The sequence below is a fragment of the Micromonospora echinofusca genome (assembly GCF_900091445.1).
Classification (GTDB): Bacteria; Actinomycetota; Actinomycetes; order Mycobacteriales; family Micromonosporaceae; genus Micromonospora; species Micromonospora echinofusca.
Genome location: NZ_LT607733.1, coordinates 5,260,692 through 5,280,912 on the forward strand (window position 1 = coordinate 5,260,692; position 20,221 = coordinate 5,280,912).

Annotated in this window: 19 protein-coding genes and 1 tRNA gene; 2 read left to right on the top strand and 18 right to left on the bottom strand. The window is 74.6% G+C overall.

What is annotated here, in order from left to right:
• Nucleotides 1-4 precede the first annotated feature (4 nt).
• The 8 genes from GA0070610_RS22310 to GA0070610_RS22345 all read right to left on the bottom strand — a co-directional run bounded on the left by GA0070610_RS22310 (nucleotide 5) and on the right by GA0070610_RS22345 (nucleotide 8,074).
• Nucleotides 5-1,507, bottom strand: a complete 1,503-nt coding sequence (locus tag GA0070610_RS22310; RefSeq protein WP_089001856.1) for a hypothetical protein — start codon at nucleotides 1,505-1,507, stop codon at nucleotides 5-7.
• 64 nt (nucleotides 1,508-1,571) lie between these two features.
• The gene (locus GA0070610_RS22315) at nucleotides 1,572-2,681 is read right to left on the bottom strand and encodes a hypothetical protein (protein ID WP_089001857.1); all 1,110 of its coding nucleotides are present in this window, start codon (nucleotides 2,679-2,681) and stop codon (nucleotides 1,572-1,574) included.
• Between the two features lie 92 nt (nucleotides 2,682-2,773).
• On the bottom strand, nucleotides 2,774-3,193 hold the full coding sequence (locus tag GA0070610_RS22320; protein WP_231925772.1) for a hypothetical protein: 420 nt from the start codon (nucleotides 3,191-3,193) through the stop codon (nucleotides 2,774-2,776).
• 294 nt (nucleotides 3,194-3,487) lie between these two features.
• On the bottom strand, nucleotides 3,488-3,721 hold the full coding sequence (locus tag GA0070610_RS22325) for a zinc-ribbon domain-containing protein (RefSeq protein WP_089001858.1): 234 nt from the start codon (nucleotides 3,719-3,721) through the stop codon (nucleotides 3,488-3,490).
• Between the two features lie 95 nt (nucleotides 3,722-3,816).
• Nucleotides 3,817-4,695 carry an SRPBCC family protein gene (locus GA0070610_RS22330; RefSeq protein WP_089001859.1) on the bottom strand — a complete coding sequence of 293 codons (879 nt, stop codon included), beginning with the start codon at nucleotides 4,693-4,695 and terminating at the stop codon, nucleotides 3,817-3,819.
• Complete coding sequence (locus tag GA0070610_RS22335; protein ID WP_089001860.1) at nucleotides 4,688-5,245, bottom strand: winged helix-turn-helix domain-containing protein; 558 nt, start codon at nucleotides 5,243-5,245, stop codon at nucleotides 4,688-4,690. The genes GA0070610_RS22330 and GA0070610_RS22335 overlap by 8 nt, the downstream gene beginning before the upstream one ends.
• A gap of 88 nt (nucleotides 5,246-5,333) precedes the next feature.
• Entirely contained in the window at nucleotides 5,334-6,677 is a 1,344-nt protein-coding gene (locus tag GA0070610_RS22340; protein ID WP_089001861.1) for a class I SAM-dependent methyltransferase, read from the bottom strand.
• Nucleotides 6,674-8,074: an FAD-binding oxidoreductase gene (locus GA0070610_RS22345; RefSeq protein WP_089001862.1), complete on the bottom strand. Its 1,401-nt coding sequence runs from the start codon at nucleotides 8,072-8,074 to the stop codon at nucleotides 6,674-6,676. The genes GA0070610_RS22340 and GA0070610_RS22345 overlap by 4 nt, the downstream gene beginning before the upstream one ends.
• A gap of 110 nt (nucleotides 8,075-8,184) precedes the next feature.
• Here GA0070610_RS22345 and GA0070610_RS22350 point away from each other — a divergent pair, with 110 nt between their 5' ends.
• Nucleotides 8,185-8,469, top strand: coding sequence for a DUF427 domain-containing protein (locus GA0070610_RS22350; RefSeq protein WP_089001863.1), 285 nt, complete (start codon nucleotides 8,185-8,187; stop codon nucleotides 8,467-8,469).
• A gap of 37 nt (nucleotides 8,470-8,506) precedes the next feature.
• Here GA0070610_RS22350 and GA0070610_RS22355 read toward each other — a convergent pair whose 3' ends face one another.
• The 7 genes from GA0070610_RS22355 to GA0070610_RS22385 form a co-directional block, all read right to left on the bottom strand.
• Complete coding sequence (locus tag GA0070610_RS22355) at nucleotides 8,507-8,971, bottom strand: hypothetical protein (RefSeq protein ID WP_089001864.1); 465 nt, start codon at nucleotides 8,969-8,971, stop codon at nucleotides 8,507-8,509.
• A 448-nt stretch (nucleotides 8,972-9,419) separates the two neighbouring features.
• The gene (locus GA0070610_RS22360; RefSeq protein ID WP_089001865.1) at nucleotides 9,420-11,375 is read right to left on the bottom strand and encodes a vWA domain-containing protein; all 1,956 of its coding nucleotides are present in this window, start codon (nucleotides 11,373-11,375) and stop codon (nucleotides 9,420-9,422) included.
• A 2-nt stretch (nucleotides 11,376-11,377) separates the two neighbouring features.
• Complete coding sequence (locus GA0070610_RS22365; protein WP_089001866.1) at nucleotides 11,378-12,841, bottom strand: magnesium chelatase; 1,464 nt, start codon at nucleotides 12,839-12,841, stop codon at nucleotides 11,378-11,380.
• A 185-nt stretch (nucleotides 12,842-13,026) separates the two neighbouring features.
• A complete protein-coding gene (locus GA0070610_RS22370) occupies nucleotides 13,027-14,094 on the bottom strand; it encodes a hypothetical protein (RefSeq protein ID WP_089001867.1) in 1,068 nt (355 codons plus the stop codon).
• Nucleotides 14,095-14,171: 77 nt separating this feature from the next.
• Nucleotides 14,172-14,843, bottom strand: a complete 672-nt coding sequence (locus GA0070610_RS22375; RefSeq protein WP_089001868.1) for a response regulator transcription factor — start codon at nucleotides 14,841-14,843, stop codon at nucleotides 14,172-14,174.
• Nucleotides 14,840-16,081, bottom strand: coding sequence for a sensor histidine kinase (locus GA0070610_RS22380; protein WP_089001869.1), 1,242 nt, complete (start codon nucleotides 16,079-16,081; stop codon nucleotides 14,840-14,842). The genes GA0070610_RS22375 and GA0070610_RS22380 overlap by 4 nt, the downstream gene beginning before the upstream one ends.
• Nucleotides 16,082-16,161: 80 nt before the next feature.
• Nucleotides 16,162-17,130, bottom strand: coding sequence for an aldo/keto reductase (locus GA0070610_RS22385; RefSeq protein ID WP_089001870.1), 969 nt, complete (start codon nucleotides 17,128-17,130; stop codon nucleotides 16,162-16,164).
• A gap of 75 nt (nucleotides 17,131-17,205) precedes the next feature.
• Here GA0070610_RS22385 and mgrA point away from each other — a divergent pair, with 75 nt between their 5' ends.
• Complete coding sequence (mgrA, locus tag GA0070610_RS22390; RefSeq protein WP_269458857.1) at nucleotides 17,206-18,201, top strand: L-glyceraldehyde 3-phosphate reductase; 996 nt, start codon at nucleotides 17,206-17,208, stop codon at nucleotides 18,199-18,201.
• Nucleotides 18,202-18,213: 12 nt separating this feature from the next.
• Here the strand turns inward: mgrA and GA0070610_RS22395 are convergent, their stop codons facing one another.
• The 3 genes from GA0070610_RS22395 to GA0070610_RS22405 all read right to left on the bottom strand — a co-directional run bounded on the left by GA0070610_RS22395 (nucleotide 18,214) and on the right by GA0070610_RS22405 (nucleotide 20,128).
• Entirely contained in the window at nucleotides 18,214-19,155 is a 942-nt protein-coding gene (locus GA0070610_RS22395) for a phytanoyl-CoA dioxygenase family protein (protein WP_157747210.1), read from the bottom strand.
• A 222-nt stretch (nucleotides 19,156-19,377) separates the two neighbouring features.
• Nucleotides 19,378-19,450, bottom strand: a tRNA-Ala gene (locus GA0070610_RS22400).
• A gap of 87 nt (nucleotides 19,451-19,537) precedes the next feature.
• Nucleotides 19,538-20,128, bottom strand: a complete 591-nt coding sequence (locus GA0070610_RS22405; RefSeq protein WP_089001872.1) for a YqgE/AlgH family protein — start codon at nucleotides 20,126-20,128, stop codon at nucleotides 19,538-19,540.
• Nucleotides 20,129-20,221: the final 93 nt, after the last annotated feature.

The following is a 20,221-nucleotide window of genomic DNA, read 5'->3' on the forward strand; positions in this document are numbered from 1 at the left end:
GCCGTTACGTGAGGGTCAAGCCCGATTCCTCGCCCGAGTCGCCGGTGACGGCCGGCGGGCCGCCGTGCGTCCACGGTGTCTCCTCCGGCGCCGGGAACGTCCCCGCCGGCATGAACGCGTCCGACAGGGTCGTGTAGCAGAGGCGCTCCCCCACCTCGGGCACGCTGCCCGGCGGCGCGGTCAGCCCCCGCCCCATCCCGCCGGAGAGCTCCAGCACCACCTCGGTCTTGCCGTCCGGCGCCGGGGTCACGAAGACCACCCGGGCCTTCTGCGCCGGCCGGGCCGGCGAGTACAGCGCCGCACCGGCCGGCATCGGCACCGGTTCGGTGGTGACCAGCTGGATGCGGGGTCGCAGCACCGGCCGCTTGCCGGTGTCGTCCACCCGCTTCGGGTCCACCAGGGTCACCTCGCCGACGAACGCCTCCCCGGTCAGCCGGTGCTCCGCCATCACCAGCGGGTCGTCGTAGGCGCGCTGCACCGCGTACGAGGTCAGGGCCCGTTCCAGCCGGTGCAGCCGCTGGGCGGCGGTGACCGCCCCGTCCCGGCGGGGCTGCGGCGCGCCGCCGGCGTCGACGTGCTCGGCGTAGCCGGTGAAGGCGTCCTTGTCGCCGTCCCACCGGCCGGCCACCCGGGCGCCGGGCGGCAGGGCACGCAGCAACCCCACGCCGCGCCACATCAGCTCCCAGGTGGGCGCGAGCTGCTCGTGCAGCAGGCGCCGCAGCTCCGCGTACGCCCCGGCGCGCGCGACCGGGTCGTCCTCGGCGGCGGTGTACGCGGCGATGGCCGGGGCGAGGAGCGTGTTGTCGAAGTCGGGGTCGGTGGCCGGGCCGGCGGGCGGACAGGTCGCCGGGTCCTCGGCCCGGGCCGCCGCCTCGGCGCCGGTGAGCCCGGCGGGCGGGTCGATCCAGCCGAGCAGCGCCGGCAGGTGCAGGTCCTCCACCACGCTCTGCCCGGTGGCCCAGTGCAGGCTCAGCGCGTCGGTCATCGCCAGCAGCGCCGACGAGCCCGGGTGCTCGGCCCGCTCGGCGAAGAAGGTCAGCCAGCGCCCGAGCACCGGCACCGACGGGTGCACCGGGTACTCCCCGTCGGGGCGGCGGAACCGGGTGGAGCGGCCGAGCAGCCGCAGGAAGGTGATCCCGGCGGGGTTGGGCACCAACAGCTGCGGGGCGTCGACGTGGCGGTACCGCACGTCCCGGCCCCGGTCGACCGGAACCGCCTCGGAGACGCCCCGGAACCCGTCCAGGTGGGGCAGCACGATCGCGGCCAGCTCGGCGGCGAACGCGAACCGCTGGTCGCGGTTGCGGGGCTGCGGCACGATCAGCAGCCGCGCCGCGTCCGGGGCGTCGCCGACCAGCGCCGCCAGCGGCGCGTTCGCCTCGCCGGCCATCGCCAGCGGCACCAGCACCAGCGGCCGCTCGGACAGGTGCAGGTGCCGGACGGTGGCGACCGGCTGGGCCACGCCGGCGGCCAGCGCCTGGGCGCGGGCGAAGGCGCGCAGCGTACTCACGCGTGCCCACCCCACCCGGCGGGCGCGGCGCTCGGCGTGGTCGGTCGGGGCGCGTGGGGCGTACTCATGCGGGGGTCCCGGTGAGGGCGTCGGCGCGCAGCCGGGCGGCGGCCCGCAGCAGCGCGGCGGCCTCCTCCTGCCCGGGCTCCGGGGTGCGCTCGCCGGCGGCCAGCGCCAGCACCTCGGCGACCTCGGCGATCCCGCCGAGCGCCTCGCGGACCGGCCGGCCCAGCGCTCCGGTGTGCCCGCGCGCCTCGTCGCGGCAGAAGTACGCCAGCTCGCAGGCCGCCAGGCAGTCGGGCGCGTAGCGGGCCGCCACCCCCGACAGCGCGGCGAGCAGCGCCGCCGGCTCGGCCGTCACGTCGGCGGTGAAGTCCTCGGGCACGGCCGCCAGCAGCGCGTCCAGCCGGGCCATCCGGTCGAGCTGGCGGCGCAGCACCAGCAGTTGCTTGCGCACGTCGACCAGGCTGGCCACCGGCTGGTTGGCGAAGTCGCGCGGGCAGACCAGCACCGCGTCGTGCGACACCAGCTCCGGGTCGTGGCCGGCGGCGGCGAGCAGCTCGCGCAGGGCCAGCACGTAGACGGCGGCCTGGATGGCGGCGGCGGACACCTTGGCCGGGTCGGCCTGGCCGTCGACCACCGGGAACGACTTGATCTCGACGACGTGGAACCTGCCGGCGAGCCGGGCGGCGACCAGGTCCGGCTCCAGGTGCACCCGGCGGCCGGCGACGTCCAGGCCGAGCAGCGGGTGGTCGAACAGCGCGGCGGTGTCGTCGGGCCCGCCCGGGGTGGCGTCGGTCAGCAGCGCGGCGGAGCGTCGGTGCCGGGCGGCCGTGTCGTCCTCGACGCCGTCGCCGAGGTCCGTCCAGCTCGCCGCCGCCGGCACCGGTACGCCCAGCCGCTCGGCGACCAGCCGCAGCAGCTCGGCCCCGCCGTCGGCCTTGACCTGTGCCTCGAAGGCGTTGCCACGGGTGATGGCGAACCGGGACTGCCCGAAGCGGGCCGGGAACCCGATCCGCTCGGCCAGTCGGGGCTTGTCCACCCCGGCGCCGTCCAGCACGGCCCGCCGGGTGCAGCCCGGGTTGCCGGTCAGGGCGGCGATGGTGCGCGCGTTGTGCCGCCTCGGTGGCACGCCGCCGCGGATCGCGGCCAGTCGTTCCTCGGTGCTCGTCACGATCCGCCACGATAGGCGGTTCCCGCCGCCCGTGCCCGGCGCCGCCCCGGCCGGTGGCACCCGGCGCAGGGGCCGACGGGGGCGGGACCGGCTCAGAGCATGGTGGTGAACGGCCCCAGGGCACCGCAGCAGAGCAGCCCGAAGATGCCGAGTGTGAGCAGCGCGATGCTGTAGTTCGACCAGAGCCCGAACTTCGTCACGTCGGTGCCGTACCCGTCGTAGGCGCGGTTGCGCCAGCCACCGAAGCGGAACGACAGGTGGTACGCCACGCCGGGCTGGGCGACCAGTGCGGTGGTGATCAGCGGCATGCCCAGGAAGTCGGTGTACCGGACGTCGTGCGGCCCGGCGGGGATCACCACGTACCAGGTGCCCTCACCGGGGATCGGCACCGACTGGCCGTCGATCTTGAACTTGCTCGTGGTCGGTGCGGGCACGATGTAGGGGCCCCGGTTCACGGAGACGACGAGCACCGCGTAGCCCGGCGGGGGCGCGACCGGGTGGGGGTACGCCATTGGCGTCATGGGGCCGGGCATGTGCGGGTACGACGCAGGAGGGGGGTACGACACCGCCACATCCTGGCACGCCCCGACCAGCCTGCCGAGAGCCGACGGATCACGAACCGGTCAGCGGCCGGCCGAACGGTTCCAGGGCGACCGGGGCAGGGCGGTGCCGGCGAGCGGCCGGCGGTCGCGACGACGGCGGCGACGCCCGGGGGTGCAGGGCGGCCGCGAGACGGTGTGTACGGGCGCGGGCGCGGCGGGCTGCCGGCCGATCAGCCAGCAGAGGAAACGGGCCATCGGGGGTGTTCAGCCGACGGGGAGGCGCTCGGCCTCGGCGCGGGAGATGTCGTACTGGACGCCGCAGAAGGTGCACTGCTGCACGTAGCGGGTGCGGATCGGGATGATCGGCACGAAGAACAGGCTGAACTTCGTCGACCGGCGCGTGATCACCTGCGCGGCGTGGTTGCGGCAGTTGCGGCAGACCTGCTGCACCACGCCGGACTGGCTGACCTTGGTACGAAGGCCGAAGATGAAGAACATCGCCTCTCACTACCCACCGAAGGCCCGACTATCACCTCGAATTCCGACCGGTTCCGGGCGTGGTCCAGGGCTGGACCACGCCCGGAACACGTACGTCAGCTCGTCGCCTTCGCGGACTCCGGTTCCAGGCCCGGCACCTCCGCGGGGAGCCAGATGGGCTGCCAGTCCTTCATCTCGTGGAAGCGGCGCAGCTCGAACAGCCCCGAGACCGACCCGGCCCAGGCCCCGTACGGCGGGTTCTGCTCGTCGAAGCCGGACTGCACGAAGGTCAGCTTCGTCCTTCCCTGCGACTCGGCCAGCTCCCAGGTGCTGACGCCCGTCGGCCCCCAGTCCACCGACAGCTTCCGGTCGGGCTCCAGGTCGACGATCTTGGCCGCGTAGCCGGACTCGAAGCCGCCCATGGCGTAGCGCCCGCCGACCCACGGCTCGATGCCGATCGGGTAGCCGAACCAGGCGCTGGCCTGCTCGGAGTCGGTCAGCGACTCGAACACCTTCGCCACCGGCGCGTCGATCAGCAGCTCGCCGCGCATCTCGGCGGAGGTGAAGTCGACCTTCGGCAGCAGCGGCTGGCCCTCCAGGTGGGCGGCCAGGTTGGCGATCGACAGGCTCCAGAACGTCTGGAGCACGCCCCGGATGGTGCTGCCGCTCATCGCCTCGGCGAAGTCGAAGTGGCTCTGGGTCAGCGTCAGCACGGTGGTGTCGGGACCCTCCGCGCGCAGGGCGAACTCGGCGGTGGTCTCGACCCCGTCGAGCAGCCAGGCGAAGCGCAGCGTGTCGTCGTCGACGTGCAGCAGCCGCTGGTGCGGCGCGTCGCCCTCCGGGGTGTGCCGGCCCCAGAACTCGTACCGTCGCGGCAGCTCGACCTCGACGTGCTCGGCGAGCCAGACGCGCAGCTCGGCCGGGTCGGTCAAGGCGCGGCGGACGGCCTCGGCGGGCGCGGCGAGCCGGACGGGCAGCCTCATCGGTTCAGTCACGGTCTTTCCCCTTCGGATAGCAGGCCACGGCGAGCTTGAAGGCGTCGCCATCGGCGCCCCCGTAGCGCGTGAACAGGTCCCGCAGAGTGCTCTGCAGGTCGTGCAGGAACTGCTGGCGCAGCTCCGCCGGCACCCGGATCTCGCCGGCGACCCCGATCGAGGGGAGCTCGGGGGCGGCGCGGTCCAGCCCGGCGATGTCCTCCTGGACCTCCTCCATCAGGTCCAGCAGGTGGCCGAGGCTCAGCTCGTCGCGGGCGCGGCGCAGGCCGATCCGGCCGACCAGCCGGGGCGACAGCCAGTAGGACCGGGCGGCGGCCTGGTAGATGCCCTCGGTGATGCCCCGGACCTTGCGCTCGTCGACCAGCTCGACGAGCCCGGCGGCGACGAGCTGCTTGACGTGGTAGTAGACGCGCTGCGGCGTCTGCTCCAGCCGGGTGGCGACCTCGGTGCAGGTGCGCGGCTCGGCCAGTTGCCGCAGCACCTCGACGCGGTGCGGCTTCAGCAGGACCTCGGCCTGCTCGATCTGTTCCAGGTACAGGACGTCTCTCATGGCAAAATCAGCTTGTACGTAAAAAATTTGTTTGTCAATCGGTTCGACGACAGCCGCGCCGGAGGCCGGCGCGGCTGTCGGACGCGGATCAGGGCAGCCAGTCGGGGCGCAGCGGATAGCCGCTCGCCCCCTCCGGGCCGTTGCGGGTGGCCAGCACCTGGTGCAACTGGATGCCGTTACGCTCGAAGGCCAGCCGGGAGCCGGCCATGTAGAGGCCCCAGACCCGGGCCGTGCCGGCCCCCACCTCGGAGACGCAGAAGTCCCAGTGCGCCACGAGGTTGCGGCACCAGGCGGCCAGGGTCAGCGCGTAGTGCAGCCGCAGGTTCTCCTCGTGCTGCACCTCCAGCCCGACGTCGTGGATCTCGCCGACCAGGCGCCCCGGGCCGGCCAACTCCCCGTCCGGGAAGACGTAGCGGTCGATGAACGCGCCCGAGCGGTGCGGCGCGCGGTTGTCGGCCCGGGTGATGCAGTGGTTGAGCAGGCGGCCGTCGGGCCGCAGCCGGTCGGACAGGGCACCGAAGTAGGCCGGGTAGTTGCGCACTCCGATGTGCTCGGTCAGGCCGATCGAGGAGACCGCGTCGAACTGCTCGCGCGGCGCGTCCCGGTAGTCGAGGTGACGCACCTCGGCCAGGCCGGTCAGCCCCTCCCGCTCGATCGCCGCCCGCGCCCACTCGGCCTGCGCCCGGGACAGGGTCACCCCGAGCGCCTTCACCCCGTACTCGCGGGCCGCGTGCCGGACCATGCCGCCCCACCCGCAGCCCACGTCGAGCAGCCGCATCCCCGCCCCGAGCGCCAGCTTCTGGGCCACCAGGTCGTACTTGGCCGCCTGCGCCTGCTCCAGCGTGTCGTCGGACGAGCGGAAGACCGCGCAGGTGTACGTCATCGACGGGCCGAGCACCTTCTCGTAGAAGGCGTTCGAGACGTCGTAGTGGTGGGAGATCGCCGTGCTGTCCCGCAACCGGGAGTGCCGCAGCCCGTTCATCAGGCGCTTCCAGCGCGGCTGCGCCTCCTGCGGCGGGGGCGGCGGCGGCATCAGCCGCTCCCAGCCCAGCCCGCGCACCAGGGCCAGCGCCTCGGCCAGCGACGGCGTACGCAGCCGCAGCTCGTCCTTGAGCACCCGCAACGCCTCGTACGGGTCGCCCGGGTGCACCCCCTGCAACGCCAGGTCGCCGCCGACGTACGCCCGGGCCATGCCCAGGTCGCCCGGCGCGGTGAGCAGGTACGTCAGGCCCCGCTCGGAACGGATCGACAGGGTGATCCCGGCGTCGGCCGGGCCCACCGCACTGCCGTCGTACCCGGTGACCCGCACCGGCAGGGCACCGGTGGTCAACGCGCGGACGACGTCCGCGACGGTCGGACCCGGGCGCCGGCTCCCCGCCGGCGGGCTGGCGGGAGCGCTCGCCGCCCCCTGGTCTCGATCGGTCAGGCTCATGCTCGTGCTACCGCCTTCTCGTACAGTCCGGTGAGCCGATGGTCCGGGTCGTAGCGGTCCCTCACCACGCGCCACGTCGCGCCGCCGTATAGCCGGTCGAAGGAATCCCGGTCGTAGTACGCGTCGGAGTAGAGCGACTTGTGGCCGCCCAACTCCGACACCATGCGCTCGATCGCCCGGTTGACGTCGCCGTCGGCGGCGCCCTCCTTGATCGGCACGCTGCCCCAGAAGCCGATGTTCACGTAGTTCTGACCGGCTCGGAGCGGATACAGCGGCCAGGCCCGACCCGATCCGGGACCGGCCGCCTCGCGCAGCCGCAGCGGGCACAGCCAGACCGGGGTCATCCCGACCGTGCCGGCGAACCAGCGCAGGAACTCCGCCGTGCGCTCCAGCGGGATCTCCACGTCCTGCACCACCCGCTCGCGCGCCGGCTGACCGCGCAGGCGGTCGATCCGGGCGGCCACGCCGTGCCGGTGCTCCAGCCGGACCAGCCGGTGGTAGACGTCGCTGCGTCGCCACCGCGCCGGCCAGACCCGCCGGAGGACCGGGTGCTGCACCCCGAACGCCGCCGAACACCAGAACCAGTCGGTGTCCCAGCGCCAGAGATAGTCGTACGTGGTCAGTGCGTCGCGGGTGCGCCGGCGCAGCGACCGGTAGTAGATGTCCTGGCCCGTGTAGTCGCTAGCCGCCGGCACGTCGTCGGTGAAGGTGCCGAGCACGAGGTACGCCTCGCCGGGGCTGAACATCACCCCGTCCATCGCGTCCACCGCCTCCCCACCCCAGGACCGGGTCGCGGTGACCTCGGCGAGCGCGTCGGCCAGCGCCTCCAGCCGGGTGAACCGGACGTTGCGCAGGGCCACGAAGCGGCGTACCGGCTGAAGCTCGATGCGCAGCCGGGTGGCGTAGCCGAGGCTGCCCAGCGAGTTGGGGAACGCCGCGAAGAGGTCGGCGTGCTCCCCCTCCGCACGGGCGGTGACGAGCGCACCCGCCCCGGTCAGCACGTCCATCTCGACCACCGACTCGTGCGGCAGGCCGTTGCGGAACGAGGTCGACTCGATGCCGAGCCCGGTCACCGCCCCGCCGAGGGTGATGGTGCGCAACTGCGGCACCACCAGCGGCATCAGCCCGTGCGGCAGGGTCGCGTCGACCAGGTCCTCGTAGGTGCACATGCCCTGCACGTCGGCCGTGCAAGCGACCGGGTCGACGGCGAGCACGCCCGTGAGCCCGGTGACGTCCAGACCCGGCGCGCGCGGGGCGGACCGGGGGCGGAACAGGTTCGAGGTGCGCTTGGCGAGGCGCACCGGCTCGCCCGCGGGCACCGCCGCGTACGACCGTCGCAGCCGGGCCACCGCGCCCTCGTGGTCGACCGGATGATGATCCACACGGACCGCACACATGCGATCACTGTACGCGCCACGACGCCCGTCGCGGGGGACGTGACCAGGGCGCGTCCGCGACGTGACCGGACGACTGGCCGCAGCCGGCCGACCGGCATAGCGTGGAAGCCATGCCGAGAGCCGTCTGGAACGACCTGGTCGTGGCCGAGAGCGACGACACCGTGCTGGTCGAGGGGAACCACTACTTCCCGCGTACCGCCCTGCGCGACGACCTCGTCCGCGAGTCCGACACGCACACGGTGTGCCCGTGGAAGGGCACCGCGTCCTACTACACCCTCGAACACGAGGGCCGGACCAGCACCGACGCGGTCTGGTACTACCCCGAGCCGAAGCCGGAGGCGGAGCAGGTCCGCGACCGGGTCGCCTTCTGGAAGGACGTCCGGGTCGTCGACTGACGAGGCCGAGGGCCCACCCGGCTCACCTGGCGGTGTCTCAGCCGGCGCGCAGCATCCGCAGTTGGGCCAGGTGCTTCGGCAGGTGCACCCGGGTGTGCAGGTCCAACGTGCGGGCCCAGGGCAGCGGCTCGTCCACGACCAGGTCGAAGCCCTCGCGCAGGTGGGTCTCCACCGGAGTCTGGGCCGCCGGGCCGAGCCGCTCGGTCAGGGCGCAGAGCTTCTGGCTCGTGGCCCGCAGCAGGGTGGCCAGCCCGTCCAGCCCACCGCACTCGGCGACCAGCGCGTCCACCTGGGGACGGTGGATGGTCTCCAGGTCGTAGTACGCGAACGGCGAACCGGCGAGGACCGCCTCGGTGGCCTCCGTCATCAGCTCGTCGTTGGCGGCGAGGTGGGCGACGATCTGCTCGGCGCTCAACTGCCCGGCCGGCGGCGCCGCGAACCCGCCCGCCTCGACCTCCGCGAGCACCTCCGCGTACGCCCCCCGCAACGCCCCGCTGTCCATGCCCCCAGTCAATCCCGGCCCGCGCTGTCCGGCCCGGCGTTCCCGCGGACGGTTCACCCGGAAGGGACCGGCCGGGAGGGACCGGCGGAACGCGTGCCGGAACGGCGCCGGCCGAAGGGCTGATCGGGCGCTGTCGAGCTGCCCCGTCAACAGGACCAGGGGCAGCGGCCGAAGGGAGAGCCCCAGCAGGCGACGCGCGTCGAATCGGCCCGCAGCCCCGGACGAGGCCCCGGGTTCGGAACGCCCTCCGGCCGGCGTTGAAGCCTCGCCATCGGCCCCGACTCGCGGATGAGGCCGCGGCATCGACATGGGCCGTGGTCTCACCAACGGGGCAGCTCGACAGCGTTCGAGGTGGCACCATCCCCGGGCCGAGCCGAGCCGAGCCGAGCCGGGCCGCGCCGAGCCGGGCCACGGGACGCAGCCGCTCGGTTCCCTCGAATCCGCCGGGTCAGCGGCGGCGGGGCTGACGGGTGCGCAGGTAGTCGGAGACCACGTACTCGCCGAGGTCATCCAGGTCCGGCGTGAACATGCGGCCCTTCGATCGGCGGGCCACCGCGTCGACGAAGCGGCGCAGGCCGGGGTCGTCGCCGAGCATGAACAGGTTGAGCGTGGCGCCGTAGCGGGTGAGCCGGTCCACCTCGCGTACGGTCGCCTCGATCGTCTCCGGCAGCGGCGGCCAGTGGAACAGCGCCTCCCCGTCGTCCGGGTCCAGGTGGGCGGTCGGCTCCCCGTCGGTGACCACCAGCACCACCGGCTCGGCGTCCGGGTGCCGCCGCAGGTGCCGGGCGGCCAGCCGCAGCGCGTGCTGGAGGTTCGTGCCCTGCCGCAGGTCGGGCTCGACGGCGGCCAACTCCTGCTGGGTCAGCGGCAGCGCCTCCAGGCCGAAGCCGACGATCTGCAACGCGTCCTGCGGGAACCGGGTCGCCATCAGGTGCGCCAGCGCCAGCGCGGTCTGCTTCATCGGGCCCCACCGGCCCTGCGAGATCATCGAGTAGGACAGGTCGACGCAGAGCACCACCGCCGCCGAGGCCCGCCGCTCGGTCTCGACCACCTCGAAGTCCTCGACGGCCAGCTGCACCGGCACGCCGGATCCGGCACGGCGGACCGCCCGGGTCAGCGTCCGCACCACGTCGAGGGGCTGCTCGTCGCCGTACCCCCACGGCCGGGAAGCGCCGCTGACCTCGCCGGCGGCGCCCGCCGCGCGCAGGTCGTGCTGGCCGCGCGGCCCGGCCGTCAGGTCGGCGAAGACGCGCCGCAGCGCCGTGCCGCCGAGCCGGCGCAGCGCCTTCGGGCTCAGGGTCAACCCGTCGGCGTCCCGGCTCACCCAGCCCTGCCGGCGCAGCTCCCGCTCCAGCTCCCGCAGCCGGCGTACGTCGTCGGCGGCGTCCCGACCCAGCGTCCGGGCCACCGCGTCGACGTCGACGTCGTCCAGGGTGGCGCCCGGATGCTCCTGGTCGAGCTGGTCCAGCAGGTCGTCCAGCTCGGCGATCTCGCCGAGGGCGCCGGTGGCCTCGCCGTAGCCGAGCGGCCGCTCGCCGCGCACCCGCTCGCCCGGGCCCCGGTGCAGGTCGGGGCGGAGCGCGCGCAGGTTGGCGTCCAGCGCGGACAGCTCCCCGGCGAGCCGGTCGCCGAGCGACTGCCGCATCAGGCCGGCCAGTTCCTCGCGCTGGCGCTCGGACAGCGAACGCATCAGCCGCTCGCCGGCGGCCGACCGCCGGGCCAGTACGTCGACCAGCTCGTCGACGTCGGCCGGCTGCTCCGGGAAGAACTCGCCGTGCCGCCGCATGAACTCGGCGAAGGCGTCGGTGGTGTCCTCCGACCGGGCGTGCCGGGCGAGCAGGTCGTTGAGGTCGCGCATCATCTCGGCCAGCCGCTGCTGGGCGGCCGGGTCCGCCGAGGCGCGCACCGCGTCGCGCAGCCCGGCGAAGCGCTGGCCGAGCACGTCGTCGCGCAGCCCGTCGAGGATCCGCTGGTAGGTCTCGCGGGCCTCGTCGCTGGCCCACCGGTATCCGGTCAGCTCCTCCACGGCCCGGGCCGTCGAGCGGGGCAGGTTGTCCAGCACCGCCTCGGCGAACCGCGCGTCGTCGTCGCCGCGCCCGCGCAGCTCGTCCCGCTCGGCGGCGAGCGCCTGGTCGAGCAGTGCCCGGGCCCGGGTGACGGCCCCGTCCAGGTCGCCCCGGCGCAGCGCCTCCCGACGCAACCGCCTGGCCCGGGCGGCGAGGTCGTCGAGCCCGCCGCGCCCCTGGGGCCCGTGCCGCAGCAGGCCGCGCAGCGCCTCCCGCAGGCTGCCGCCGGCCAGCACCTCGGCGCCGACGGCGTCCACCGCCCCCCGCACGTCGTACGGGGGCGCGAGCGGGTCGGGGCCGCCCCGCCACTGCCCGTACCGGAACCGGTTGCCGGCCATGCTCAGGCCCGGCCGCCGTAGCGGGTCCGGCCGGAGTCGGTGACGTCCTTGCCGAGCCGGCGGGTCAGGTGCAGCCCTTCGAGGACGAACTCCACGCCGGCCGCCGCCTGCTCGGGGCTGGGCGCGTCGCCCAACCCCAGCCGGTCCAGGGCCTTGGCGAGCCCGGGGACGGTGCCCACCTGGCGCAGCAGCTCGGCGGAGCCGACCAGCTCCCCGGTCTCGATCACCGCGTCCCCGTCGACGAGGGCGGTGAAGCCGGAGAGGTCCAGCCCGGCCAGCCGGGCCCGGAACGTCTCGGCGGTCGCGGTACGCAGCAGGTGGCCGAGGATCTCCACCTCCCGGCCCTCCTCGCCGCTCTCGAACTCGACCTTGCCGCGCAGGGTCGACGTCACCGGCACCGCGTCGCCGACCCGGGCGACCGGCGCCTCGGGGCGTACCCCCTCGGGGGTGTCGCCGGCGGCCAGCAGGCCGGCGCGGCGCAGCGCGGCGGCGGCGACCGTCTCGGCGGCGGCGATGGCGAAGCGGGCGGAGACCCCGGAGCGCGGGTCCACCGACGGCGACTCGCGCACCGCGCGGGCGAACCGCGCGAGGACCTCCAGCACGTGCTCCGGCACCTCGGCGACCAGGTCGGCCTCCTGCCGGATCAGGGCCAGCTCCAGGTCGAGGTCGACCGGGTAGTGGGTGCGGACCTCGGCGCCGAAGCGGTCCTTCAGCGGGGTGATGATCCGGCCCCGGTTGGTGTAGTCCTCCGGGTTGGCGCTGGCCACCAGGAACAGGTCCAGCGGCAGCCGCAGCTGGTAGCCGCGGACCTGGATGTCCCGCTCCTCCAGCACGTTGAGCAGCGCCACCTGGATCCGCTCGGCCAGGTCGGGCAGCTCGTTGACGGCGAAGATGCCCCGGTTCGTACGCGGGACGAGCCCGAAGTGGATGGTCTCCGGGTCGCCGAGGGTGCGCCCCTGGGCGATCCGGATCGGGTCGACGTCGCCGATCAGGTCGCCGACGCTGGTGTCCGGGGTGGCGAGCTTCTCGCCGTAGCGCATCGAGCGGTGCAGCCACGCCACCGGCAGGGCGTCGCCGACCTCGGCGACCAGCGCCCGCGAGCCCGGCGTGAGCGGGTGCAGCGGGTGCTCGTTGAGCACCGAGCCGGCGATCACCGGGGTCCACTCGTCGAGCAGGCCGACCAGCGAGCGGATGAGCCGGGTCTTGCCCTGGCCGCGTTCGCCGAGCAGCACCATGTCGTGGCCGGCGAGCAGGGCCCGCTCGACCTCGGGCAGAACCGTGTCGTCGTAGCCGACGATGCCGGGGAAGCGGTCGGCGCCGGAACGCATCCGGGCCAGGAGGTTGTCGCGGAGTTCCTGCTTGACCGTGCGGTACGCGTGGCCGGCCGCCCGCAGCTCGCCGAGCGTGCCGGGCAGGTCGGCCGGTGGGGCCGGGGTAACCGGGGAAGGCGCAGTCACCCGACCCACGCTAGCTCACGAGGCGACGCGGCGACCTCGTCGAAAGCTCACTTCCCCATCCCGGACAGCGGCGGGCGGGGCGCCGCCGACCGGCCGCTCGCGCGCGGCCCGTCGACGACACCCCCGTCCGCCACGCGTCCCGGGCCGGGCACCCCCCGTCAGGTCCCCCGGCCCGCAACCGCGTGCGGAAGGCCTCAGCCGCGCCCGCAACGCCGGCAGGCGCCCCGGCGGCGCAGGTGGTACGCGTACGTGGCGGCGCCGAGCGTGACGCCCCAGAGCGGCCAGAGCAGCATCGGGGCGGTGGCCAGGCTGAACCCGCCGGAGAAGTCCCAGAAGTCGGGGCTGGCGAGCAGGCCGAGGCTCGCCGCGGTGACCGCCACCGCGACCAGTGTCGCCGGGACGACGGCCAGCGCGACCGGCACCGGCCGCCCGGCCAGGCCCACCGTCCAGCGCGGGAACCGCTCCCCCCAACGCTGCACCAGCCCGAGGGTGAGCACCGCGCCCACCAGGGCGAAGCCGCCCAGCCCGGCACCGGCCCAGACCAGGCCGGACTCGCGCATCTCGGCGAGGAACGACCGTTCGATGCCGAGCGGGACGCCGAGCGCCCAGGCGAGCCGGGTGACCGCGTACAGGGCGGGGATGGTGGCCGCCGTCCAGGCCGCCACGCGCCCCCAGCGGGCGGCCGAGGCGGGCGAGGTCCAGCCGTGCTCGACGCCGTCGCGTCCGCACGCCGGGCAGACGCCAGCGGTGCGCCGCTGCCAGCGCAGCGCCGCCCCGGCCAGGAGCACCCCGCCGACCACGGCCGCGAAGCGGGCGGCCAGCGCCCAGGTGAACACCTCGGCGTAGTCGACCGGCGGCCAGCCGAACGACGCGCCGACGATCAGGATCGGGGCGTAGCCGAGGATCGTCAGCACCCCCACGTCCGGCACGACGACGGCGAGCAGGAAGGCGACGGCCCAGGCGTACGCCAGCAGCAGGGTGCGCAGCGGCCGGGCCGGGCGGCGGGCCGGCCCGGTCATGGCGAGCGCGGCCACCGCGGCGCCGAGCAGCAGTACGGCGAACAGGGGTGGCCCGAGGTCGGTGGGGACCAGCCGGAGCAGGTTGGCCTCGCCGCCGCGCGGATCGTTCGCCCCGAACGGGTAGCCGGCGCCGGTGACGGCGCTGACCAGGGCGAGCAGTCCCCAGAGGCCGAGCCAGCCGGCGGCGGCCGGGGCGAGCCGGTCGAGGGCCGTTCGGTGGGTGGGAGCGGTGGTCGTCGTCATGCCTCCCAGCCTCGGCCGACGGGCCGCGCCCGCCCTCCCGTACGGCGGTGAACCGGCTCCCCCTCGGGAGGGAAAGCTCAGCCCGACGGGGTGACGAATCCCGACTCGTACGCGGCGATCACCGCCTGGGTGCGGTCGCGTACGCCGAGCTTGGCCAGCACGTTGCCGACGTGGGTCTTCACGGTCTCCACCCCGACCACCAGGTGCGTGGCGATCTCCGGGTTGGACAGTCCGGTGGTCATCAGCCGCAGCACCTCGGCCTCCCGGTCGGTGAGCCGCGCGGACGCCAGCCGGTCGGCGCCCCGCCCCCCGTACGCCCCGGCGAGGCGGCGGATGGCGGCGGGGAAGAGCAGCGACTCGCCCCGCGCCACCACCCGGACCGCCTCCACCACCTCGGCGGGCCGGGCCCGCTTGAGCAGGAATCCGCTGGCCCCGGCGCGCAGCGCCTCGTAGACGTACTCGTCGTTGGCGAACGTGGTCACCACGAGGACCCGGGGCGGGTCGGCGGAGGTGGCGAGCAGCCGCCGTGTCGCCTGGATGCCGTCGATGCCGGGCATCCGCACGTCCATCAGCACCACCTGCGGGCGCAGCCGGGCCACCAGGGGCGGCACCTCCGCGCCGTCGGCGGCCTCGCCGAGCACCCGCAGGTCGGGTTGGGCGTCGAGGATCGCCCGCAGCCCGACCCGGATCAGCTCGTCGTCGTCGACGATCAGCACGCCCGTGCTCGGCGTCGCGGTCCCGCTCGTCATCGGCCCTCCTCGAACGGCAGCCGCGCCCGGATGCGCCAGCGGTCGCCGTCCGGCCCGACGGTCAACCGGCCGCCCAACAGCAGCACCCGTTCCCGCATCCCGTCCAGGCCCCGGCCGCCCCGGCCCGGGTCCGCGCGGCGCGGCCGGCCCAGCGCGTTGTCCAGCTCCAGCTCCAGCGCGTCGGCGTGCACGTCGAGGCGCAGCGCGACCGGCCCCCGGCCGTACCGGGCGGCGTTGGTCAGCCCCTCCTGGACGATCCGGTAGCCCTCCCGGGAGACCGCCGCCGGCAGGTCGGCCGGGTCGCCGGTGCGCCGGACGTCGACGGGCAGGCCGGCCGCGCGGGTGTCGGCCACGAGCCGGTCCAGGTCGGCGAGCGTACGCTGCGGCGCCGGCGCCGGCCGTCCGTCGGGCTCGCGGAGCAGCCCGAGCACGTGGTCGAGGTCGTCCATGGCCCGCCGCCCCGCCTCCTCGATCGCGCCCAGCGCGCGCCGGACGAATTCCGGGTCCCGGTCCAGCAGCTCGCGGGCGGCCCCGGCCTGGAGGGTGGCGACGGTGAGGGCGTGGCCCACCGAGTCGTGCAGCTCCCGGGCCAGCCGGTTGCGTTCGGCCAGGCGGGTGGCGCGCGCCTCCAGGGCCGCGATCCGTTCCGCCGGGGCCGGGCCGAGCAGCACGGGGGCCATCGACACCGCCAGCGCGCCCAGCCCCGCCACGGCGTAGCCGAGCGCCACCAGCACCACGACTCCCGCGACGGTCAGCCAGCCGGTGTCCCGCCCGTCGAGCGGCCCGAACCGGTCGCCGCCGGTCATCTGGGTGTCGAGCCCGAACTGCTGCCCGATGAAGGCCAGCGCCATGGGCACGGCGCTGAACAGCGCGGCCACCACGAGCCCGCCGCTGATCAGGTGCAGCCCGATCCAGAGCGCCGAGCGCAGCCGGGTCTCCCGGTCGGCGGCGTGTCCGGGGGCCGGGTCCGGCAGGTCGACGCCGAGCAGGGTCCGCGCGGCGGCGATCTCCAACGCCCGGGGCCCGTCGAGGAAGACCGGGACCGCCGCGATGGTCGCCGCCACGCCGAGCAGGGCCAGCACCAGCGGCCGGGGCACGTCCGAGCGGGACAGCATCTGGGCGAAGGCGACCGCCAGCAGCACGTACGGCAGCGCGAGCACCCCGCCGAGCAGCAGGAACACGCCGCGCCGCCAGGTGCTGGCGGCCACCAGCGGGGCGACGACCGTGCGGGGCTTCACCGGCCCATTCTGTCCCGGTCCCGCCCCGCGCCGACTCCCCCACGTCGGGGAGATCGCCGGCGGTCAGTGCGGCGGCGGGGTCACCGGCCGATCCGGGCCCGGAGCAGGCGGGGCGCCGCCGCGAGGCCGGTGATCGGGCGGAACTCCCTGGCCGCCCGCGCGAGCGCGGCGTGTTCGTCGTCGGCCAGGTCGATGTCGGCGGCCGCCGCGTTGCGTTCGACCTGCTCCACGCCGGACGCACCGGGGATGGCCAGCACGTTCGGGTGGCGCAGCAGGTAGGCCAGGGCGATCTGGCTGGGGGTGGCGTCGTGGGCGTCGGCCACCTGCCGCAGGGTCTCGATCAGGGTCGCGCCGCGTTCCAGGTTCTCCGGCAGGAAGTACGGGTTGGCCCGGCGTACCGCGCCGCTCGGCGGGTTCTTCGCGTCGTAGCGGCCGGAGAGGAACCCCTGGGCGAGCGGGCTGTAGGCGATGACGACGCGGCCGGCCTGCTTCGCGTACGGCAGCAGGTCGTGCTCGGGCCCACGGTCGATCATGCTGTAGCGGACCTGGTTGCTCAGCACCCGCCGGCCGAGCGCCGCCTCGGCGACCTGCCAGCGGCGCAGGCCGTAGTTGCTGACGCCGACCTCGCCGACCAGCCCGACGTCCTGCAACGCGCGCATGCCGCGCATCGTGGTGTGGTCGGCGACCAGCGGGTTGGCCTGGTGCACCTGGTAGAGGTCGAGGTGGGTGACGCCGAGCCGGGCAGCCGAGGCGACCGCCCGCTGCTGCACCACCGGGGCGACCGGCAGGATCGGGAAGATCTTGGTGGCGAGCACCACCTTCTGCCGGTCGTCGCCGAGGGCGTCGCCGAGGATCCGCTCGCTGCGGCCGAAGCCGTACAGCTCGGCGGTGTCGAAGACGGTGATCCCGAGGTCGACGGCGCGCCGGACGATGTCGGCCGCCCGGCGCTCGTACTCGGGGCCGTAGCCCCACTCCCGGGACCCGAACTGCCAGGTGCCGAGGCCGATCTTGGACAGGGGCTTCGGGGTGTCGAGCTCGACGAAACGCATGGACCCGAAACTACCCCGGCGTCCGTTGCCCCAGGCCCGTTAGCCGCGCGCCGGCGGCCGGCGGGGCTAGGCTCGGTGACCGTGACCTACCTCGCCGCGGACCAGCGCTACGACAAGATGACCTACCGGCGCAGCGGACGCAGCGGGCTACGGCTGCCCGTCATCTCGCTCGGGCTGTGGCACAACTTCGGCCCCGACCGGCCGTACGAGCGGCAGCGGGACATCGTGCGCCGCGCCTTCGACCTCGGTGTGACCCACTTCGACCTGGCGAACAACTACGGGCCGCCGCCGGGCGCCGCCGAGGAGAGCTTCGGCCGGATGCTCGCCACCGACCTGAGGGCGTACCGGGACGAGCTGGTCGTCTCCACCAAGGCCGGGTACCTCATGTGGCCCGGCCCGTACGGCGAGTGGGGCTCGCGCAAGTACCTGGTCTCCTCGCTGGAGCAGTCGCTGCGCCGCCTCGGGCTGGACCACGTCGACGTCTTCTACTCGCACCGGTTCGACCCGGACACTCCGCTGGAGGAGACGATGGGCGCCCTGGACGCCGTCGTGCGGGCCGGCAAGGCGCTCTACGTCGGCGTCTCCAACTACGACTCGGCGCAGACCGAGCGGGCCGCCGCGATCCTGCGCGACCTGGGTACGCCGCTGCTGATCAACCAGCCGTCGTACTCGATGTTCAACCGGTGGACCGAGGACGACGGCCTGCTCGACACCCTGGAGCGGGTCGGCGCGGGCTGCATCGCGTACAGCCCGCTGGCCCAGGGGCTGCTCACGGACCGCTACCTGGGCGGCATCCCGGCGGACTCCCGGGTGCGCACCAGCACCTTCCTGAGCGAGAGCGACCTCGGCGAGGCCAGGATGGCCACCATCCGGGCGCTCGGCGGCCTGGCCGAGCGGCGCGGCCAGTCGCTGGCCCAGCTCGCGCTCGCCTGGGCGCTGCGCGATGCCCGGATGACCAGCCTGATCATCGGGGCGAGCAGCGTGCCGCAGCTGGAGGCGAACCTCGCCGCCCTCGACAACCTCGACCTCGGCGCCGACGAGCTGGCCGAGATCGAGCGTCACCTCGGCTGAGCCGCGGCGTCCTCAGTAGATGTCGGCGTACGGCGACGCCCGGGAGAAGGCCCTGAGCACGTCGAGGTCGTAGCCCTCCTCGAAGTTGGTCAGCTCGGTCAGCAGGTCCTCGGGCTCGTAGCGGTACCGGCCGGCCCAGGTCTCGAACGACTCGACCCGGGCCGGGTCGGCGGCGCTGAAGCAGCGGTAGCCGCGCGGCGAGTTGCGGATCACCTCGTCGACGGCCGGGGCGAACCGGATGTCGATGTTCCACCGGATGCGGTCCGACACGTTGGGCGTCGAGCGGTGCAGCGTCGTGTCCGTGAAGATCACCACGTCGCCGGGCTCCATCCGGGCCGTGCTGACCGGGCCGTCCCCGACGGCCTCGTCCGATGTGCCGTACTCGCCGTTCGGCAGGCGGTCGCGGGAGATCCAGCCCCGGGTGTGCGAGCCGGTGACGAACTGGAGGCAGGCGGTGTCCTCGTCGACCGGCACCAGCGGGATCCACGCCGACAGCAGCGGCCCGACCGACGGGTCCCAGCCCTTGTAGTAGTAGGCGTCCTGGTGCCAGGCGACCTGCTGGGTGCGGCCGTGGGGGTCACGCGGCCGGGCGTTCCACACGCCGTGCGCGTAGACCTCGTCACCGATCAGGCTGCGCACCGGCCCGAGCAGCTCCGGGGTGCGCCACAGGTCGTACACCGGGCGTCCCACCAGGATCCGCCGCCAGGCGGCCGGCACGCGGACCTGGCTGGACTCGATCAGGCGCAGGTAGCGCTGGTCGTACGGCAGGTCGGCGAAGGTCTCGGTGACCACTCCCCGCTGCTGCCACTGCCGGGCGAGGTGGTCGACGACGCGGCTGAACGAGCCGTGCAGCGCGTCGAGCGTCGCGGTGGGCAGCACGCCCCGCAGGATCAGGTGCCCGTCGCGCCGGAACTGCTCCGACTGCTCGGCTGTCAACGCGTGGGGGTGATCCACCATCGGCTCCTTCACGGCGCGCCACGGGATCGGCCCCACCACCGGGCGGGGAAGGGCCTCCGGTGCGGCGATCGTGGCACGGGCGCCGACGGGCGACAACGCCTCATTTGTGGGACGGAACCCCTATTCCGGTCGCCGTCGGCGGGCGGCGGTGCGGGACCACGCCCGGGAAAGCCGAAAGCCCTGGTGCGGGACAACTCCCGCACCAGGGCTTCGCAAGGGTGGAGCCGAGGGGACTCGAACCCCTGACCCCCACACTGCCAGTGTGGTGCGCTACCAGCTGCGCCACGGCCCCTTGCCTCGTCCCGGTCACCCGGGCACGAGAGAACTATACACAGCGCCCGCCGCATGGTCATCTCGCGGGGGGCCACCCGTGCGCCGCTCAGTTGAGCGCCACGTCCGGCGGGAAGTGTGCGACCGCCGCCATCATGCCGCCCTGGCGGCGCAGCACCATCGGCCACAGGTCGTCCGGCCGGTCGACGAAGGCGTCGCCGGGCAGCGCGTCGAGGACGAACCAGGAGCCGTCCTCGATCTCCTGCTCCAACTGCCCCGTGCCCCAGCCGGAGTAGCCGGCGAAGACCCGGATGCCGGTGATGCCCTCGCGCAGCGGCCCCGGGTCGACGGAGAGGTCGAGGGTGCCGACCGCACCGGAGACCTGGTGGAACCCCCTGAGCCGCTGCACCGGGTGCCGCATCCGGGCCAGGCAGATCGCCGAGTCGGGCTGCACGGGGCCACCCTCGAAGAGCACCGCCGGGTCGCGGGCCAGGTCGCTCCAGTCGCCGAGCACGTCGGCGACCGGCACCTCGGTGGCCCGGTTGAGCACCACGCCGAGGGCGCCGCCGGGCTCGTGCGCCACCAGCAGCACGACCGTACGGTCGAAGTTCGGGTCCTTCAGCGCCGGCGTCGCGACCAGCAGCCGCCCGGTCATCGACCCCGTCGCCCGCCCGCCGATGGCCTGCCCCTCTCCCTGCATGCCGGACACCTCGTCAGACCGACCGGACCGGGACGCCCGGGGGCACCGGTGTCATCCGCGCTGTGAACGCCATGCCTGGCACCATAGCTTGCC

Coding starts and splice junctions, on each gene's coding strand:
- GA0070610_RS22350 (WP_089001863.1), top strand. CDS start 8,185: ATGCCGAGAGCCGTCTGGAACGACCTGGTCGTGGCCGAGAGCGACGAC.
- GA0070610_RS22385 (WP_089001870.1), bottom strand. CDS start 17,130: ATGCGTTTCGTCGAGCTCGACACCCCGAAGCCCCTGTCCAAGATCGGC.
- GA0070610_RS22355 (WP_089001864.1), bottom strand. CDS start 8,971: ATGGACAGCGGGGCGTTGCGGGGGGCGTACGCGGAGGTGCTCGCGGAG.
- GA0070610_RS22325 (WP_089001858.1), bottom strand. CDS start 3,721: ATGTTCTTCATCTTCGGCCTTCGTACCAAGGTCAGCCAGTCCGGCGTG.
- GA0070610_RS22345 (WP_089001862.1), bottom strand. CDS start 8,074: ATGTGTGCGGTCCGTGTGGATCATCATCCGGTCGACCACGAGGGCGCG.
- GA0070610_RS22370 (WP_089001867.1), bottom strand. CDS start 14,094: ATGACGACGACCACCGCTCCCACCCACCGAACGGCCCTCGACCGGCTC.
- GA0070610_RS22360 (WP_089001865.1), bottom strand. CDS start 11,375: ATGGCCGGCAACCGGTTCCGGTACGGGCAGTGGCGGGGCGGCCCCGAC.
- GA0070610_RS22375 (WP_089001868.1), bottom strand. CDS start 14,843: ATGACGAGCGGGACCGCGACGCCGAGCACGGGCGTGCTGATCGTCGAC.
- GA0070610_RS22335 (WP_089001860.1), bottom strand. CDS start 5,245: ATGAGAGACGTCCTGTACCTGGAACAGATCGAGCAGGCCGAGGTCCTG.
- GA0070610_RS22340 (WP_089001861.1), bottom strand. CDS start 6,677: ATGAGCCTGACCGATCGAGACCAGGGGGCGGCGAGCGCTCCCGCCAGC.
- GA0070610_RS22320 (WP_231925772.1), bottom strand. CDS start 3,193: ATGGCGTACCCCCACCCGGTCGCGCCCCCGCCGGGCTACGCGGTGCTC.
- GA0070610_RS22405 (WP_089001872.1), bottom strand. CDS start 20,128: ATGCAGGGAGAGGGGCAGGCCATCGGCGGGCGGGCGACGGGGTCGATG.